The organism is Novosphingobium panipatense (assembly GCF_900182875.1).
Classification (GTDB): Bacteria; Pseudomonadota; Alphaproteobacteria; order Sphingomonadales; family Sphingomonadaceae; genus Novosphingobium; species Novosphingobium panipatense.
The window spans coordinates 604,334-620,391 of sequence record NZ_FXUI01000001.1; the positions used below are offsets into that span (position 1 = coordinate 604,334).

Consider the following 16,058-nt stretch of genomic DNA (forward strand, 5'->3'; position numbering starts at 1 on the left):
ATTGCCCCAACCGGAACCGGCGCGAGGCGGTGCTTCTTCCACCTTCGACCAACCGAACGGCCATTCACAGTCGAGCCGACAGCACGCCTGACGCTTTCTGGAACGGACTTTCAGGGCTCCACGATATTGTTTCGCACTGCATAGAGTACAAGCTCGGCAGTGGACTTGATCTTGAGCTTGTGCATGGCTGCGGAGCGGTGCGTTTCCACGGTCTTCACGCTGATGGAAAGCAGATGTGCAATCTGTTTGTTGAGTTTACCCTCGGCGATGAGTTGGACGATTTCGCGCTCCCTTGCCGTCAGAACGATCCGTCCGTCTGCGCTATGGTCGCTGTCGATGAAATGCTCGAGCAGCGTCTCAAATCGCACCTGAAAAGTAAGGTTTATGCTTGGCAAGGGCAGAGGCAGCCGCAACGAGGTGAGCTCCGCTGTCTGACTTCAAGACGTAGCCACGCGCGCCTGCCCGGAGCACATCGACTAGGACGCTTTCGCGATCATGCATCGTGTAAATCAATATTTCTGTCCGAGGCAGTTCGTGCTTAATTGACCGCGTAAGCTCAAGACCATTCATCAGCGGCAACGAGTAATCGAGTATTGCGATGTCCGGCTTGTTTTCAAGCGCAAGTCGCAAGGCCGCGCGGCCGTCACTGGCCTCTGCCACAATATCGTAGCCCGGGTGCGCTTCCAGCAAGCCTCGCACGCCCTGGCGTATCGCGTGATGATCGTCAGCTATCAGTATCTTGCTTTTCAATGGCGGCGTGCGATCCATTTCAGCTCTTCTTGATAAGATCTTCGGGGTCCGTAGACACGCATCATCGCGGTAGTTCTGCTTCATTCAATCAGGATTTTCCCCATTCCACGGTGCATTGAGGCAGCTTTACCGAGCGCATTGGTCGTAGTGTTTGCGCGTCGGCCACATTCTTGTGAGGGAGGTGATTCTATCCGTTTTAGTGAAGAAGTTGGCATATCGGGTTCCCTCTGCAAATACCTTACTTCCTATCTGAATATCGGTGTCTGTACTGATGCGAAAAGGGCACTGTTCCTGCCAAGATGAAGCATGGAAGATTGGCTGGAAAGTTTCGCTGCCTTCTCCGCGCTTGCGCTGGAGGGGATCGTCGTGCTCACGGTACTCATCGGAGGAGGCGAAACCTGCGTTCGAGTGATTGTCCGCTTCGCTCGCGGAAAGGCATGCACGCGGTCTCGCCGAGAAATCTGGATGCGTTTCGCCTCCTGGATTCTCCTCTCGCTCGAGTTTGCGCTTGGCGCCGATATCATCCGAACGGCAATTGCGCCGACATGGGATGACATTGGCAAGCTTGGAGCTATTGCCGCCATCCGCACCGGTCTTGGATTTTTCCTTGAGCGCGATATCGAGGAGATCGGTGCACCAAGCCGCGATAGCGGGGGACCGGAAAGCTAGGCGGCAGGCTGTATGGCGAGAGGAAGCGCAGGAGTGCGCCGGCCAATTCGATCCTCTCCACTGTCGCCCGTTTGTCGCTCGAGAGACTATTCATGATGGCGATGTCGCCGCATCGCAGTGCAGGCACGAGAACCTGTATCCCACAGGGTTCGAACCTGTCGTCGCCGGGGCGTTCCATTGGAAAGGAACGCTCCGGCGACGGAGACGGGGTGGAGTGATAAGTTTATCGCGGCGGATTAACTATCACATAGGTCACGCCTGAAGACTGATACTGCGGAAGATACCATACATTGTTGCAACTGTAGTAGGTGACCGACCCCCGAATGACTTTGGGGCAGCTCGCCGGGAGGCTGTAGACCACGGTTCCGACTGCTGTGCCGTCTACATAGACGGTTGTCGGATTTGTCGCGCTCGCAACAACGGAAGCGGTGGTACCAGCGACGACGCCGATTGCGGCGGCATCCCAGAATGGATCATCATCCCAGCCCCAACCCCAGGCATAGCCGGGCGGTGGAGGGGGCGGTGGAGGGGGCGGTGGGGGTCCCGGGCGGGGCCCAGGTCCTGGACCGGGGTGAGGGGCTGGCCCCGGACCGGGATGCGGGGCTGGCCCTGGTCCAGGATGCGGAGATGGACCAGGGCCTGGATGGGGCGCTGGTGCGGGGCCGGGGTGGGGGGACGGTCCTGGACCCGGATGAGGTCCGCCTCCGGCTCGAGGTGGTCCGGCGTTGATCGTTCGCGTGTGTACTCCGGCACCGCCGCCGCCCAGGGGGCGGATGTTCACCGGTGCGTGAGCGCGCAAGCCACCGGCGCCACCAAGGTGTAAACCGCCTCCGAACCGGTGCTGCGCTTCGGCTGGTGCCGCGATCGTGCCAGCCACGATCATCGCAGTGGCTCCGCCTAGAACGCCCCAGGCGCCAAAACCCTTCATATCACTTCTCCTCGGTGTTCTTGGCTATCTTGATCGGTGTCGACTGAGCATCTGGCGTGAAGGCGAAGTCGCGGGCCGTGAGTTGGGGCGAGGTGTTCCAGGTCAGTTCGGCTTGATAGGACGGCCGCAAAGTGTCGGTACGGTCCGTGATGACGATCTTCAGCGGGACGGGCACTTCTCCGCGCGCAATCCACAACTGCCAGTCGAGGTCTGGGCCGCGGTAGGCGAAATGGTCGGTCTCGCGTCCATTGATCTTTGCAAAGCCGACCCGGATCACTGTCTCTATACCGTCAAGACCAGGATCTTCTGCCCAAGTGAAAAGGTCGATCAACGGGAGCGATATTCCGTAATCGACGTCAGCTACCCGGATCATTTGTGCGATCGTTGACGGCGCAGCGACGGTAGAATGGTAGTTTTGACGCGGGACGTTGATCGTGAAAGTTTTACCGTCATAGAAATACTGACGGATAGTTCGATCAGACTTGAGTTCTACATAAAACTTGTTCGGGCGCTGGACGCGATAGGTGCTTTCATAGCCGATGTGGACCTGCAGATCCATGTCTCCCAACCCGGTCTGAGCTGAGGCGGTCGCGTGGAGTTCGAAATTTTGGAGCGTGTTTAGATAATTGCCCATGGATTTCAGGGCCTCCAGCGCCAAGGGATCGACCGTTCCCTTGACAGTCGTTCCGCTCGGCGGAGCCGCAGTCCTGGATGTAGATTCCTGAGCCAGAGCAGACGGGGTTTGCGCGCAAAGTGCCATCATGACCGCAGCGCCCGCGGTTGAGAGCAGTCGAGACGTTCGCACATTCATGGTGTGCCTCCTGGTGTTTACCGCGATGAACATCAGGCTCCGGCTGCGCAGGCGAAATCAGGAGAAACCCTTTGGCCAAAGGGGATTTGCCATGATCTTGACACAGGCCCCGCGAATGTTGCTGTGCTTCAAAACGTCATCGCAAGCGGCTGCCGCGAGCAGGGTCTCTGATTTGCCCGTTCCACCGTGGCATTGTGCGAAATGCCTGAAGCCTGACTGTCAAGCTAAGCTGGATCCTTCGGCTCGTGACTGCCGCCAGGAGTGCCTCTGCAACTCAGGACCGGCATCGCGTTCACCTAGGGAGAATCCCAATAGATGGGCTCTTCGCGCGAGAGGATAGTCGCGGTGTTTTGCAACAGGAGGCAATCCGATGATCTTACGCGCCGCTTCAATGTCTTGCTTGGCGCTACTGACGGCTTGCACAACGACTCCAAAGGTGAGTTTCGATGCAGACCCGCAGGCAGATTTCAGTCGCTACCGTACTTACAGCTGGGCCTATGATGCTGCGCCGCAAGGCAGCAACCCTTTATTGCGACAGCGGGTCAGGGCGTCGATTGATCGATATCTCGCGTCGCGAGGCTATACCCAAGCGAGACCGGGAAACTTTGCGGTCGGCTTTACGCTCGGGGCACGCAATCGCGTGACGCTGACCCAACTGGGTACATACGGACCCTATTACCGGCCGTGGGGTGGATGGGGTGGGTGGGGCGGCTACGGCCAGATTGACGTTCGCAACGTCACCGACGGATCCCTTGTAATAGATATCTACGACACCGCGAGCAAACGGCCTGTGTGGCACGGAATGACCACCCAGGAGGTTTCCGGGGATATCGTCAAGCAGGAAAAGATTGACGCCGCAGTCAGCGCGGTCCTGGCTCATTTTCCTCCTTCGCCAGCGCCTGTGAAATGACGACCGACCGCCCTGAAGGCGCTGCAAAGGGACAGCGACCGGATCGAGCCACGTTGCCTCAGCTGCCCGAAGTTCCTTCTCAAGGGCCCCATGAGGCCGACGACCCTGCGGTCGAACTGTCGCGCTACCGCAGCCGGCTGTCGCATCTCCGCACAGGGCTTTCCGAACACCGCACCGATCTTTCGGAGTTCCGGACCGATCTGTCTCAACATCGGACCGAACTGTCTGATCACAGGACCGAAATGTCGATGCGGCGAACCGGCATGTCCTTTCACCGGACGCGGATGAGCGCGGACCGTACGCTGATGTCGGAGATGCGGACCTCGCTGTCCCTGATCGGGTTCGGATTCACTATCTACCAGGCCTTTGAAAAGCTTCATGAGGCGGATGTAATTCATCAAAGCAGCGCCCCACGAAACTTCGGAATGGTCTTGATCGTATTGGGCGTGCTCCTCCTCATAGGAGGCATTTTTAGGCACTTGCAGTTCGCATCTGAACTGCGGGCTACTCGCCACGCCATGATGGAAGATGGGCTCGTCCATGGCGAAACCCGGTTCCCGATCTCCATGCCGCTTATAGTGGCCGCTCTCCTGACCCTGCTGGGCGTAGCGGCTTTCGCCGGCATCGCTTTCGATCTCTCGGTGGTGCGCTGAAGATGACACAGAAGAGCCTGACGGCTGCAAAACGCTCGATGGTGTGGATACCCGGCGGGTCATTCACCATGGGTTCGAACAACCACTATCCCGAGGAGCGGCCGGAACGCCCTGTCGAGGTGAAGGGTTTCTGGATCGACCGCTACCCGGTGACGAATGATGATTTTGCAAAGTTTGTCGAGGAGACGGGTTACACGACCGTCGCCGAAATCGCCCCTGATCCGGCAGCTTACCCTGGCGCCTTGTCGCAAACCCTCGTTCCGGCATCGTTGGTGTTTGAAGCGCCCAGGCGCGCCATCGATCCGAATGGATCAGTCGCCCAGTGGTGGTGCTTCCGGCCCGGTGCCGACTGGAGACATCCCGAAGGGCCCGAGAGCGGCATCGAACATCTCGGCGACCATCCGGTAGTCCATGTGGCCCTGGCCGACGTCGAAGCTTACTCGGACTGGGCGAATGCGGCGCTACCCACAGAAGCGGAATGGGAGTTTGCAGCTCGCGGCGGTCTGGAAGGAACGGAATTCGCCTGGGGAGACACTCTTGTTCCGGACGGCATTCATCAGGCGAACACCTGGCAGGGGTTGTTTCCCTACGCGAACTCGCTGGAAGATGGCTGGCTTCGCACTTCGCCCGTCGGTCATTACCCGGCCAACGGCTTTGGCCTCCATGACATGATCGGCAACGTCTGGGAATGGACCGCCGACTGGTGGGCAACGGCCGGGGACACCGGGCTGGCAGGGAAATGCTGCGGAACCCGGCCCGGCGTTCGCAAGAATGAAAGAGCAAGCATCGATCGCAATGACCCTGCAGGAATACCGCGACGCGTCCTGAAAGGCGGGTCGCACTTGTGTGCGCCGAATTACTGCCGGCGTTATCGACCGGCGGCGCGCCACGCGCATCCGGTCGATACGTCCACTTCCCATATCGGATTCCGCTGCGTGGTGCGGGGCGATCACCCCTGAGTACCGACGGAGAGCCGCTTAAGGCGCCTGTTCAGAAACATCTGATAAGGCACGAGCACGAGCAGTCCCACCAGCAGGAAAAGCAATACCGCTGCGGTGACTGGTTTTGCCGCATGGTTTGCACCGGCCAGCGCCAGGGCTATGCCGGGATGACGGATCGCAGCGGTGAATGCGAGGGTTGACCGATCCCTCAGTTCGGGGCCGCCGAGAATATGTCCCCCAAGCAGGCCGGCCACGACGACTGCCGCCATGGCAACGACGGTCCCGTTGCCGATAAGCGCCATTATCGCTGGAGTCTCTGCGACGAGCAATGGGATGAAAGCAAGCACAAGAAGCACGTTGGCGATCAAAGTGATGGTGCGCGGAACGGACGGTGAAACGCCGGGAAACACCCAACGACCGACAATCAAACCGATCGCAAGCGGCACGACGAGGCCAATAAAGATGTTACGTGCAACGACACTTACGGGAAAGTGAGCATCTACCCCGTATATGGACGCACCCACCAGGCCCAGCAGGGGAACCATCACGAGCGCAAGTACCGCTCCAGCGCCCTGAAGTCCGTAGACGTAGCCTGCGGATCCCCCGAACTTCAGCGCTCTGCCCGGCATGAGGGGAGGCACGGGGGAAATTGCCATCAGGAAAATACCTGCCTTGGCGGAGTGTGACATCGGAAAGATCAAGATGACTACCAGAGCGACGATCGTCGGCACGATCATCACCGCGACGAGTGCTTTGGCAAGCAGTCGGGGGCGACTGATAACATAGGCGAAATCGCCTCGCGAAGAGGCAATACCAGCCGCAATGACCAGAAGCCCAAGGCTTACTGTCAGCAAGAGGGGGATGATGGTTTTGGCGATTTCCATGGATGGCTCCTCGTTCTACCACCGCGATCATCGGGCTTTCCTACGTTGGATTTGATCGGGAATACCCCGCATTCACTGCATAGATTCCATCCAGTTAAGTCATAGCGGAAGCTGGATCGTGCGTGAGCCACGGAGATATCCAAGGCGTAATGCGGGACAACCCCGATGGCGCACGGCAATCGGAAGCGAGACCTTACCAAGAATGGGCTTGCTGCCTGGAACCGTCATAGGAGGCTGTATGAACCGTATCGTGACCGGAATCGGGTTGGCTGGCCTGCTCGCAAGTACGCCGGCTCTGGCTCAGACGAATGACAATGCGCCGGAAGCGCTGTCCTCGGCCCCGGAACTGAAGCACGACAAGAAGGAGTCTTGGACTTACATCAAGCCAGGCTTGAATCTGGCTGGTGTTACGGCGATGCAGATCGAACCGACCGCAGTCTATCGCGGTGCGGATGCACAATTCCATGACGTGTCGGAAGCAGATCGCGAAAAGTATGCTGTGATCATGACCGAGGCCCTTCAGGAACAGATGGGCAAGTCCTTCCAGCTGATTACCCGGCCGGCCGCGAATGCGATCCGTTTGAAGCTGACCCTGATAGGTGCGTCGAAAACGACGGGTGGGCTAGCGACGGTGTCGTCTGTCCTGCCGATCGGTCTGCTGACAAATGCGGTCAAGAGCGCGGCGGGAAAAAAAGGAACATTCACCGGTTCGGCGTTGATTGCGGTAGAAATATTCGATTCTACCACCAATGAACTGCTGGCTGCCGCCGTTCGACGTGAGGTGGCGGACGCGCTTGACATAAGCGCGACGATATCAACGACGGAAACGGTTAAATCGATCGCCTCGGCCTTCGCCATTTCACTCCACAATCGGCTGCTAGAAGCGAAATCCCGCAAACCCTGAGTACCTGAGGAGGTCATCGGGAGCGCGGCTACGGCGCATCGGTGAACACCGAGTCCGATGCAACTTCGGCGGGGCGCCGTGTCCCGCCGAAGTTTACGACAGTTGGCTCGTGGCAAGCCCCATAACGCGCAGCGATCGGGAGGCGGTCAGCCTCTCGCGTCTAGAAGACTTCGCCCACACCGAAGTAGATGGCATTGGAATCCTTGCCGATTGCGAAGTCCAGGCGCAGGTTTATCCCTGTCTGCTCGGACGCCCGGAAGCGCAGCCCCATGCCGGCGCTCGGGAGGACCGTGCTGTTACCCAGGCGATCTATTCCATCAGCGATACCGCCGACACCCGCGAAGAAGACCGCGCCGAATTTCTCATCAAGCTTCTGGCGCCATTCAATCTGCGAAGCCCACGACGCCCGGTCGCGATAGCGGCCCATTTCATACCCGCGCAGGTCTCCGCCCTGGCCGTACATGCAGAGGTCGTAGAAGGGACCTCCTTTGGATACGGCGCAAAGACCGGCATGGAGGGCGAGTGTCCCGGTCCGTGTCACGGGAAAGTAGCCGTTCGCGGTGGCGCTCCACTTGTTGTATGTGAAGTCGCTGCCCAGGTCCTTGATGTTGAAGATGCCTACGAGCGTGAGGTTCGCTCCCTTGCGCGGTGCGAACTGATTGTCGCGGCTGTCGTAGGTGATCGAGGGACCAACACCGGAGATCCGGCTTTTCAGCTCAAAGTCGGGCAGATTGAGATCCGGGAAAAGCGGCTTCTCCCGCTTGATCCGGGAATCCACGTCCAGCATCTGATAGCGTGCGCCGACGTAGAAGTTTTCGGCGATCCGATACTGCCCCTGTGCAAGGGCCATGATGCCTTTATCTACCATCTCGACGGAGACATCGCGGTCCCCCGCGGCTGCGCCGATGCCATAGAAATTGATATTGATGTTGGCGTAGCCGCCAAACAAAAGGGCATGAAATCGGTCGTCGTCCAGCGACATGCTGTGAAACGCCGCGCCGCCCCAGCTCTTGTTCGACGTATACATCGCGCCCGCTCCCGTCACCCAGGGCTGATCCGAGTTGTTGGGGTTGTAGAAGAGGACCGCTGCACCCATCAGGCCTGCGCCGAGCGTGGGATTCGTCATCGGGATGGGCACCACGAGGAGATCGGGCTTCATCGTCCTTGGCTTTTCCGGATCGTTTTCCTCGCCAGTGTTGCTCGCTGCGGCGGTCGTGGCGGCTATGGAACTGGTCGCCATTTCGGCCACCTGGTTCTGGGCTGAAGCTGCAGTGGGAAAACCTGCGGCAAGTAGCGGAAGCGCTGCAATCGCGCACGAAACGCGGGTCCTGGACATAACGAGTTTCCTTGGACGGATGCTCAGCCAGCGGGAAGGTGACTTAGGCGAGGGTAAGACCTCACTCCTGCCTGGGCAGCTTCATCTTGAGGGGCAGCGATAAGCTGACCATGGCCGACGTCCCCTCAAGTCTCCGCGTTGCATTGAATTCCTTGAGGACCTTCAGCCTGAAGGTCGCGGGGCTGCGTCCCATTGTCACGTTGTAGGCCGCTGTCACGCCGAGGGCTGCCACCTCGCCTTCATTGGGCCCCAGCAAGGCGCCCGCACCCGTGTCGGCGCTGATCTGGTTGAAGTAGTAGCCCAGCACACCTGCGGAAAATTTCGGCGAGAACGTCTTTTCTACCGCCGCTTCGGCATGGAATTCGTTGCCGGTGTTGTAATCGGTGTAGTCGTTGTTGCCGTTGAAGGTTACCCCGGCCTTCGCGCTTACGTCCCAGCCGGCCTCGGTATCGTGCCAACTGCCGGCCAGGGAAACATCCCCGGCCCAACGGTGGAACGCGATATTGGCCAATTGATCTTCACGGTAGTGGCCGACCGGGATATTGAGCAGACCGCTTGCTGTGAGATGGAACTTGTCCCAAGTCCACCCCAGGGACGCCGTTGCGAGCGGATCACCAAGCGTGAGGGTGCTGTCGCGGCGGGAAGCCGATGCGCCCGGCCCTCCGGGGGCACTTAAGTTTGCCGAGGCGTTGACCATAGGCGCTGCCAAGGGCAGCACACCTCCCACAGCCAGAGTTCCACCCAGGACCTGCGTTGATGGGACCCAAAGCACGGTGGTGAATTGCGCTACGATGTCCGCTTCTAGGCCCAGAACGACCTTGCCGCCCACGACGAGGCTGCGTTCTGCCGATATGTCTCCCGAATAATAGTAATAGGTGTTGTCCAAGTAGACACCTTCGACCGGGGGCAGGACAGCCGCTTCCGGGCCGCCAGTTCCCAAGAGGTAGACACTGGTACCAGCTTCGGACGCATTGGCGAACTGAGCGAATGGTATGAGCCCGCAGGCCGCAAGCGGCGCGAGAAGCCGAGCGATGTTGGGGCCGCGACCGATCATGACTACTACTCCGAAGCGAAATTCGAAGCAAAGAATGAGCAAGACGTTCGGAGGGGTGAATCGGGGAAAACCCCCGGTCCAAGTCTTCTCTCTCCCCGGGGCGGCACCAAGCTGATCAATTCCACTCAGTGGCCTACCGCGTCGACGACTACCGGACGACCTTCGGGCACGATGCGGTCAATCGGCCGACATAACATCCGCTCAAGTTGGTTGAAACTGCAACAGAGACCGTAACGCGCCAAAGTATTCGGCGGCGATCCTTGCGAAGACGAAGCAAGGAGCGGGCCAGTCACCCCCTCACTGGAACATCAGGGTTTTACCCGATTATCTGTAGGTGGGCACAATGCCAAACAGATTTCGGGCAAGAATCGCCCTGACCTGAGGAGATCCAAAGGTGAGAAAGAAATCGATCTTGGCACTGACCGGCATCGCCTTCTGTGTTTTAGCCACTCCGGCATTCGCGCAAGAGGAAGCAAATTTTCAAGGGCCGCACGTAAGGGCCATTGTAGGCTGGGATAACTTCAGCGCGGGGAACGGCCCGTCGACATCCAAGGACGGTGCCGTGTTCGGCGGCGGTTTCGGATATGATTTTCAAAGAGAAAACTTTGTCGTCGGTATTGAATCCGAGCTGACCAGTTCGAGTGGCTCGGCGAGTTGGGACGGGATCGCAAACCCTGCTGACCATCTGAAGGTCGAAGCGGTCAGGGACATCTTCATCGGCGCCCGCGCCGGCTACGTTGTTATGCCCCAGCTGCTCCTGTACGGAAAGATCGGTTATAGCAACTTCAAGGTGAAGAACCAATACGACGCGAACATGCCCGGCAGTTCCAGGATCAAGGACAAGGTCACCTCCGACGGTTTTCGCGTCGGAGCCGGCTTGGAGTATCGCTTCTCCGGAAACTTCTACGCCAGAGGTGAATATCGCTACACGCACTACGGCGATGTAAACGACTACGAACTTCCTGAACCTGCACTCGCTGCAGTTAACGGGTTCGATGTCGATGTCGATCGAAGTCAGGTGATTGTCGGTATCGGCTATCGCTTCTGAGTTGAAGTGTTAGCACTTCATTATGGAATATACGATTTCGTTTTTGTTCCGGCGTTACTGGCTCAGCGATCAACGGCTGTGAATTGATCGGCGCTGGTCGTGATAGCTTGCATATCCGGTAAACAGAAATGCGGCTTGAAGGGCCGCTGCATCCTCATTGACTTGTGTCTTGCGGATTGATCGCACGCGTCTCCGGCGCTTGCCGCATGGCCGCCGTCGCATATCTGAATCGTGGAGTACAAGGCATCTCAACCTGTTTCGCGACCTTCACGGCAAGCGAAGTTTCAGGATCCCAGACGAGATCGCCTTGTCCTTCCCACGGGAACGACACGACCGTTTTTCCAGGTAGCATCGCTTTCTTCCCACCACGCTGCCTGTGCTGTGGATGCTTTTTACCAGCGGAACCAGCTTTGATCGCACTGAGGGGTGTTGATGTACAGGATCAACATCTATGATCGATATAGATGAGGTTTTCACCCGTTTGCCGCAAAGTGCAAGGGGAGATGTATTCTCATGTCACTGGAGAACTTTTCACCATTTTCAGAGCACTTGCTGTCCGATGTCTGGGTAAGTCTATTTTCTTCCCATACGCACTGGCCAGAGAAATTACGGCTTGAATTGCTTCGTGCACGTGACGATGAGCAGCGGCAGATAGCCCGTGATCTGCAAGAGGTCATCGCCCACTTCCTGCTCATGCTTGAAATCGATCTAAAGGCGATGCGCGAAGGCGAAGGCCTGGCCAAGCAGACTGCGCATGAGAGTGCGATGGTGGTTGTGGCCACACTTCAAAAGCAGGTTCGCTCTTTCAGTTACCTTCTACATCCTCCGGAACCGGAAAGGCTTGGCCTTCCGCTTGCTCTTAATGCCCTCGCGACAGGAATGGCCGCGCGCACCGGAATAGACATCAGCTTTGTAAGTGATGGCTATGCGGGAACTTCATTCGGGGGGGCGGAACTCACGATTTTCCGCGTCGCGCAGGCAGCGCTGATGGATATCTTCAAGCGCAGCAGGGCACATTGCGCAGACCTGCGTTTGACGTCCCGTCGCCACTGGACCATTTTGCGCGTGCGAGAGAAGAGATGTGGGGTGCTGCCATGCGCTCCCGAACAAGGACGACTGGATAATGGCGTTAGTCTGGCCGGGATAAGGGGGCGGCTGGAAGGCCTTCCGGGTCGATTTTCTGTTCGCCAGAAAGCTCAGGGAACTGTACTTACCGCGATCGTGCGCGGTGTGGAACCGGCCCGGTAGTTGCAGACCAGGACGGGTTTCCGGAGGCGCTGCGGCATCTGCTCGTCCGTAAGCTATACAGGCACTCACGCTGTCCTCGCGGAGCCTGAATCATATCGCAGGCCGATCAACGGGTCCTGAGCTTCGCCAGGAGCGCTCAACACGTTGTCGCGTATTGCCTCTGCACATCAGTTTTGAACGTCGGGGTTTCCCTCTTCTTGTCTCGGTCTTATCATCGATACCAATCTGATTTTGTACCGATACGCTCTCCGGATACTCTAAAAAGAGGCAGGAGCTCAGTATGATTCGAAAAGCGTTCATAGCTGCTTTGGCAATCGCGATCATGACGCCTTCCGCTGCTTTGGCGAAGGTTTCGTCGGACACAACGCCTGGCGTCAATTTCCAGAGCTACAAGACCTTCTACTTCGTCAACTCACGACCACCGACGGGAATGGACCCCGTGGCGTTCGAGCGGATCAGAATGGCGATCGAACGAGGTTTGACGAGCAAAGGATACACGAACGCCTCAGGCGGAGATATGGCCATCATCATCACTATCGGTGCGAAGGACAAAACCGACATCGACACGTGGGGAGCTTTTGGCCGTCAGGTGGATGTGCGACAATATACCGAAGGCTCGCTCTCGGTGGATGCGTTTGACGCAAAAACGGCGCGGCCTCTCTGGCACGGCAGGGCAATCGACAATGTCGGGTCTAAGCTTAACCCGGTCAAAGCCGAAAAAGAGGTAGGTAAGCTGATGGCCGAGTTTCCCTCAAGATAGGCTGGGTAGGGAGGTCAGGCAAACCTGAAGTGGCTCCGCGCTTCGAGTGACGAGGCGCGGCGCTGCTGTTTACCTTATCTCACACGCCGTCCGGCCGAAGCCAACGCGCGTTCGCCGGTGGCGTCGACTACCAGGTCTGTCAGGGGAAAGTGCTACCTTCATCGGGGAAAATCGATCGCCAGTCGTTCTTCATACTGATCAGCGTAATTCCCAAATCATCTCGGCGGTCGAGGGCCTCCGCCAGCGGGCTTACGGCGAACTCCCGGTCGTAGGCGAACTCTCGCTCCGCATCGTCGTGATGCAGGAGGAGCCCCAATCGCGGACCGTCCCCGGACAAGGCATATTGAAGCATGGCAAGATCGCCATCGGAGTTCCCGAACGCGAGAACGGGACGCCGTCCGATATGAAGCGCGATGTTCTGGACCTTTGCTTCCCGGTCATCGAAACTTTGCAATTCCGGAAGTTTGAGCAGGTCGACTTTCCCGTCTCGGGTTTCCATTCGCGTTTTGACGCTCGAGCCGACGACCTGCGAACGAGGAACAGCATAGACCTCTTCTGAGAATGCGCGGATTAGATCGACCCCTCCGCCCGAAACGATGAAGATGCGAAAGTCATTCTTCTGCAAAAATTCCATCAGTTCCAGCTGTGGCCGATAAACCAGATCGATAAACCGGCGATTTACCAGCGGGTTTTTCGCCCCGGCCAACCACGCGCAGGCCTGCAGATGAAATTCATCATTCGTCATGCCCGCGTGCGTGGCTGCAGCCACTTCGAAAAAGCCCTGTTTCCCTTCCTGCTTGATAATCGCAATGTCATGTTCGAGGAAAGCCTTGTAGGGCTGGCGCAGTTTCAGGCTTGGATCTGCGTCCGCCAGCTTTTTCAATTGGTCCCGTCCGAAGAAAAACTGGACCTGCAAAGGCTGTTCGCACCAAAGTGTGCCGTCGTTGTCGAAAGTCGCGATTCTTTCCTCTGGCGGGAGAAAGTCAGGGCTTCCCGCCTCGTTCACGCGAGCAACGAACCGGAGGATCGCCGTCCTCCCAGCCCCATCGTTCCAATTGGGAAGTAGTGACGGCATACGATCCTCCGAAGACGGTGACCTCCATTTCCCGGCCGGGTCGACGGCCGGGAAATGGGTCAGGTTCACTGGTCCCTGTGCTGCATGGCCTCGTCGACGATTTGCCTTATATCCCCGCGAATCCGCTCGGGATCGATGTTCTGCTTGAGCGTTCGGACAGCTTTGATCCCGTGCAGCGTCGCTTCAAGGATATTGGCGGGATTGAAGCTGGGCGGGAAGGAACGCGGCGGGAATTTCTTGAAAGTCCCCACGAATTCGAAGACCTCCGCCATCATGCCATAGGCGGCCCCGACGTGATTCAGGTTCCAGTCCCAATACGTGTTCGAAGTGATATCGGCGCGTTCGAAGGGGTCCTGGTAAAGGTTGTAGATCTTCTGCAAGCGCAGCGTGGTGAAGGGTTCGGCCCAAAGGCCCAGAGTACCTTCCATACGCTGTTCGGAAAAAACATACTTGTAATCGCCGTGCCGCATCGCGACGAGTAAGCCGTCATCGTCGGCATAGAAGAACTTGTCGCGCGCGCTCTTCACCTGGTTGTTGACAGTAGTTGACCCCTTTACGCTGCGCAAGAAATCGGATTGGTCGTATCCGTCGAGGTGAACTTTGTATTCCAGGCCATTCGCCGTGTAGCCCTCTTTCAGCTTGCCGACTATGTCTGGTTCACCTGCGATCGCGCAGAAAGTGGGGATCCAGTCGTGGTGACTCATCATTTCGTTGGTCTTGGTTCCAGCCTCGATCACACCCGGCCAGCGGACGAGCATGGGCACGCGGAAGGCGCCCTCCCAGTTCGTATTCTTCTCGGAACGGAACCACGTCATGGCCGCGTCGGGCCAAGTGTTCATGTGCGGCCCGTTGTCGGTGCTATAGACCACGATAGTGTCGTTTGTGATACCCATCTCATCCAGCGCATTGAGCAGCGAACCGATGGTCTCGTCGTGTTCAATCATCCCATCGATGTATTCGCTGTCGCCATGTTCGTAGCGCCCCCTATGCTCTTCGCGCACGTGGGTGCGTAAATGCATGCGTGTCGCGTTGAACCAGCAGAAGAACGGCTTACCCGCCTCATTCTGGCGCTTCATAAAGTCAATTGCGGCCGCTGATGTCTCGTCGTCGATCGTTTCCATGCGCTTCTTGGTCAACGCGCCGGTATCCTCGATGGTCTGCTTGCCGATCTTTCCGAAACGCGGATCCTCGGTTGGGTCATCGACGTCGGTTGCCTTGCAGCGCAGGACGCCGCGCGGACCGAACTTTTTGACGTATGTCGGATCCTTCGGGTAGTCTGGCAGTTCTGGCTCTTCCTCGGCGTTGAGGTGATAAAGATTGCCGAAGAATTCGTCGAAACCATTGACGGTGGGCAACGATTCATTGCGATCGCCAACGTGGTTTTTCCCGAACTGGCCCGTCGCGTAGCCGAGGTTCTTCAGCAGCCCTCCGATCGATGGGTCCAACTGGCTCATGCCCATGGGTGCGCCGGGAAAACCGACCTTGCTCAGGCCGCTGCGAACGATATGTTGTCCCGTCAGAAAAGCCGATCGCCCGGCGGTGCAGGATTGCTCGCCATAGTAATGGAAGAACTGCAGGCCTTCGATGGCGAGCCGGTCGATATTGGGTGTCGCATAGCCCATCAAGCCATGGGAATACGCACTTAAGTTTGTTATTCCAATATCATCACCCCACATGACGAGGATGTTGGGTTGCTTAAGGGGCATGATACTCTCCGTCCAGTGTTGAGGTCACGCAGACAAATCAGCACAGTTGGACCGGCAGGCTAATCGGGAGAAACCCCGTCAAGCTGAAATGATTTTGCCCACTTGGCGAGAGGGCTTTGGGGCGAGCACCTGGAGCTACATAGTCATGCCTGACATCCGCCTGTTGGGGACATCCTCATTTACCGGATCTGAGTGTCGGGCTGGCGTTGAAGCGCGAAGGCGAGCAGGCCGCACGCGGGGCGGCGGCGGGGCAAGGTTTTACGCCGGTTGCGGCGTGATCACCGAAGTGACCTGCCCCCCGGCGGTCCCTCGCTCATAACGAGAGTCTTGCGGTTGAGTATTCCGGCACGCTCGCCTGCACAAGCGCGTCGGGCGTGATGC

At 58.1% G+C, this 16,058-nt stretch carries 16 protein-coding genes and 1 pseudogene; 9 read left to right on the forward strand and 8 right to left on the reverse strand.

Features of this window, described 5'->3' with window-relative positions:
- Positions 1-110: 110 nt before the first annotated feature.
- Positions 111-368, reverse strand: coding sequence for a response regulator transcription factor (locus tag QOL62_RS19830; protein WP_346770653.1), 258 nt, complete (start codon positions 366-368; stop codon positions 111-113).
- A complete protein-coding gene (locus QOL62_RS19835; RefSeq protein WP_346770654.1) occupies positions 358-834 on the reverse strand; it encodes a response regulator in 477 nt (158 codons plus the stop codon). Before QOL62_RS19835 ends, QOL62_RS19830 begins: the two co-directional genes overlap by 11 nt.
- 222 nt (positions 835-1,056) lie before the next feature.
- Between QOL62_RS19835 and QOL62_RS02815 the strand changes: the two genes are divergently transcribed.
- On the forward strand, positions 1,057-1,419 hold the full coding sequence (locus QOL62_RS02815; protein WP_283405093.1) for a DUF1622 domain-containing protein: 363 nt from the start codon (positions 1,057-1,059) through the stop codon (positions 1,417-1,419).
- A 929-nt stretch (positions 1,420-2,348) separates the two neighbouring features.
- On the opposite strand, the gene QOL62_RS02825 is transcribed toward QOL62_RS02815, so the two are convergent.
- Positions 2,349-3,191, reverse strand: coding sequence for a DUF2092 domain-containing protein (locus QOL62_RS02825; RefSeq protein WP_283405094.1), 843 nt, complete (start codon positions 3,189-3,191; stop codon positions 2,349-2,351).
- A gap of 403 nt (positions 3,192-3,594) precedes the next feature.
- On the opposite strand from QOL62_RS02825, the gene QOL62_RS02830 reads away from it, so the two are divergent.
- The 4 genes and pseudogenes from QOL62_RS02830 (at position 3,595) to QOL62_RS02845 (ending at position 5,680) form a co-directional block, all read left to right on the forward strand.
- Complete coding sequence (locus tag QOL62_RS02830; RefSeq protein ID WP_283405095.1) at positions 3,595-4,068, forward strand: DUF4136 domain-containing protein; 474 nt, start codon at positions 3,595-3,597, stop codon at positions 4,066-4,068.
- Positions 4,069-4,352: 284 nt separating this feature from the next.
- Positions 4,353-4,544: pseudogene (locus tag QOL62_RS02835) on the forward strand (DUF202 domain-containing protein); the annotation flags it as partial.
- A gap of 3 nt (positions 4,545-4,547) precedes the next feature.
- Positions 4,548-4,721 (forward strand): hypothetical protein, encoded by a 174-nt coding sequence (locus tag QOL62_RS02840; protein WP_283405119.1) that lies wholly within the window; start codon positions 4,548-4,550, stop codon positions 4,719-4,721.
- A gap of 38 nt (positions 4,722-4,759) precedes the next feature.
- On the forward strand, positions 4,760-5,680 hold the full coding sequence (locus QOL62_RS02845) for a formylglycine-generating enzyme family protein (protein ID WP_283405118.1): 921 nt from the start codon (positions 4,760-4,762) through the stop codon (positions 5,678-5,680).
- Here the strand turns inward: QOL62_RS02845 and QOL62_RS02850 are convergent.
- Positions 5,671-6,546, reverse strand: a complete 876-nt coding sequence (locus QOL62_RS02850) for a bile acid:sodium symporter family protein (RefSeq protein ID WP_283405096.1) — start codon at positions 6,544-6,546, stop codon at positions 5,671-5,673. The two genes, QOL62_RS02845 and QOL62_RS02850, sit on opposite strands and share 10 nt — an antisense overlap.
- A gap of 238 nt (positions 6,547-6,784) precedes the next feature.
- Here QOL62_RS02850 and QOL62_RS02855 point away from each other — a divergent pair, with 238 nt between their 5' ends.
- A complete protein-coding gene (locus QOL62_RS02855; RefSeq protein ID WP_283405097.1) occupies positions 6,785-7,450 on the forward strand; it encodes a DUF3313 domain-containing protein in 666 nt (221 codons plus the stop codon).
- A gap of 160 nt (positions 7,451-7,610) precedes the next feature.
- On the opposite strand, the gene QOL62_RS02860 is transcribed toward QOL62_RS02855, so the two are convergent.
- On the reverse strand, positions 7,611-8,786 hold the full coding sequence (locus QOL62_RS02860; protein ID WP_283405098.1) for a BamA/TamA family outer membrane protein: 1,176 nt from the start codon (positions 8,784-8,786) through the stop codon (positions 7,611-7,613).
- A gap of 61 nt (positions 8,787-8,847) precedes the next feature.
- Positions 8,848-9,840, reverse strand: a complete 993-nt coding sequence (locus QOL62_RS02865; protein ID WP_283405099.1) for a SphA family protein — start codon at positions 9,838-9,840, stop codon at positions 8,848-8,850.
- Positions 9,841-10,234: 394 nt separating this feature from the next.
- Here QOL62_RS02865 and QOL62_RS02870 point away from each other — a divergent pair, with 394 nt between their 5' ends.
- From QOL62_RS02870 to QOL62_RS02880, 3 genes are all read left to right on the forward strand, one after another.
- A complete protein-coding gene (locus tag QOL62_RS02870) occupies positions 10,235-10,888 on the forward strand; it encodes an outer membrane protein (protein ID WP_283405100.1) in 654 nt (217 codons plus the stop codon).
- A gap of 513 nt (positions 10,889-11,401) precedes the next feature.
- A complete protein-coding gene (locus tag QOL62_RS02875; protein WP_283405101.1) occupies positions 11,402-12,136 on the forward strand; it encodes a sensor histidine kinase in 735 nt (244 codons plus the stop codon).
- A gap of 280 nt (positions 12,137-12,416) precedes the next feature.
- Positions 12,417-12,896 (forward strand): DUF4136 domain-containing protein, encoded by a 480-nt coding sequence (locus QOL62_RS02880; protein ID WP_283405102.1) that lies wholly within the window; start codon positions 12,417-12,419, stop codon positions 12,894-12,896.
- Between the two features lie 139 nt (positions 12,897-13,035).
- On the opposite strand, the gene QOL62_RS02885 is transcribed toward QOL62_RS02880, so the two are convergent.
- A complete protein-coding gene (locus QOL62_RS02885) occupies positions 13,036-13,902 on the reverse strand; it encodes an HAD family hydrolase (protein ID WP_283405103.1) in 867 nt (288 codons plus the stop codon).
- A gap of 134 nt (positions 13,903-14,036) precedes the next feature.
- Positions 14,037-15,677: an arylsulfatase gene (locus QOL62_RS02890; RefSeq protein ID WP_283405104.1), complete on the reverse strand. Its 1,641-nt coding sequence runs from the start codon at positions 15,675-15,677 to the stop codon at positions 14,037-14,039.
- Positions 15,678-16,058 lie beyond the last annotated feature (381 nt).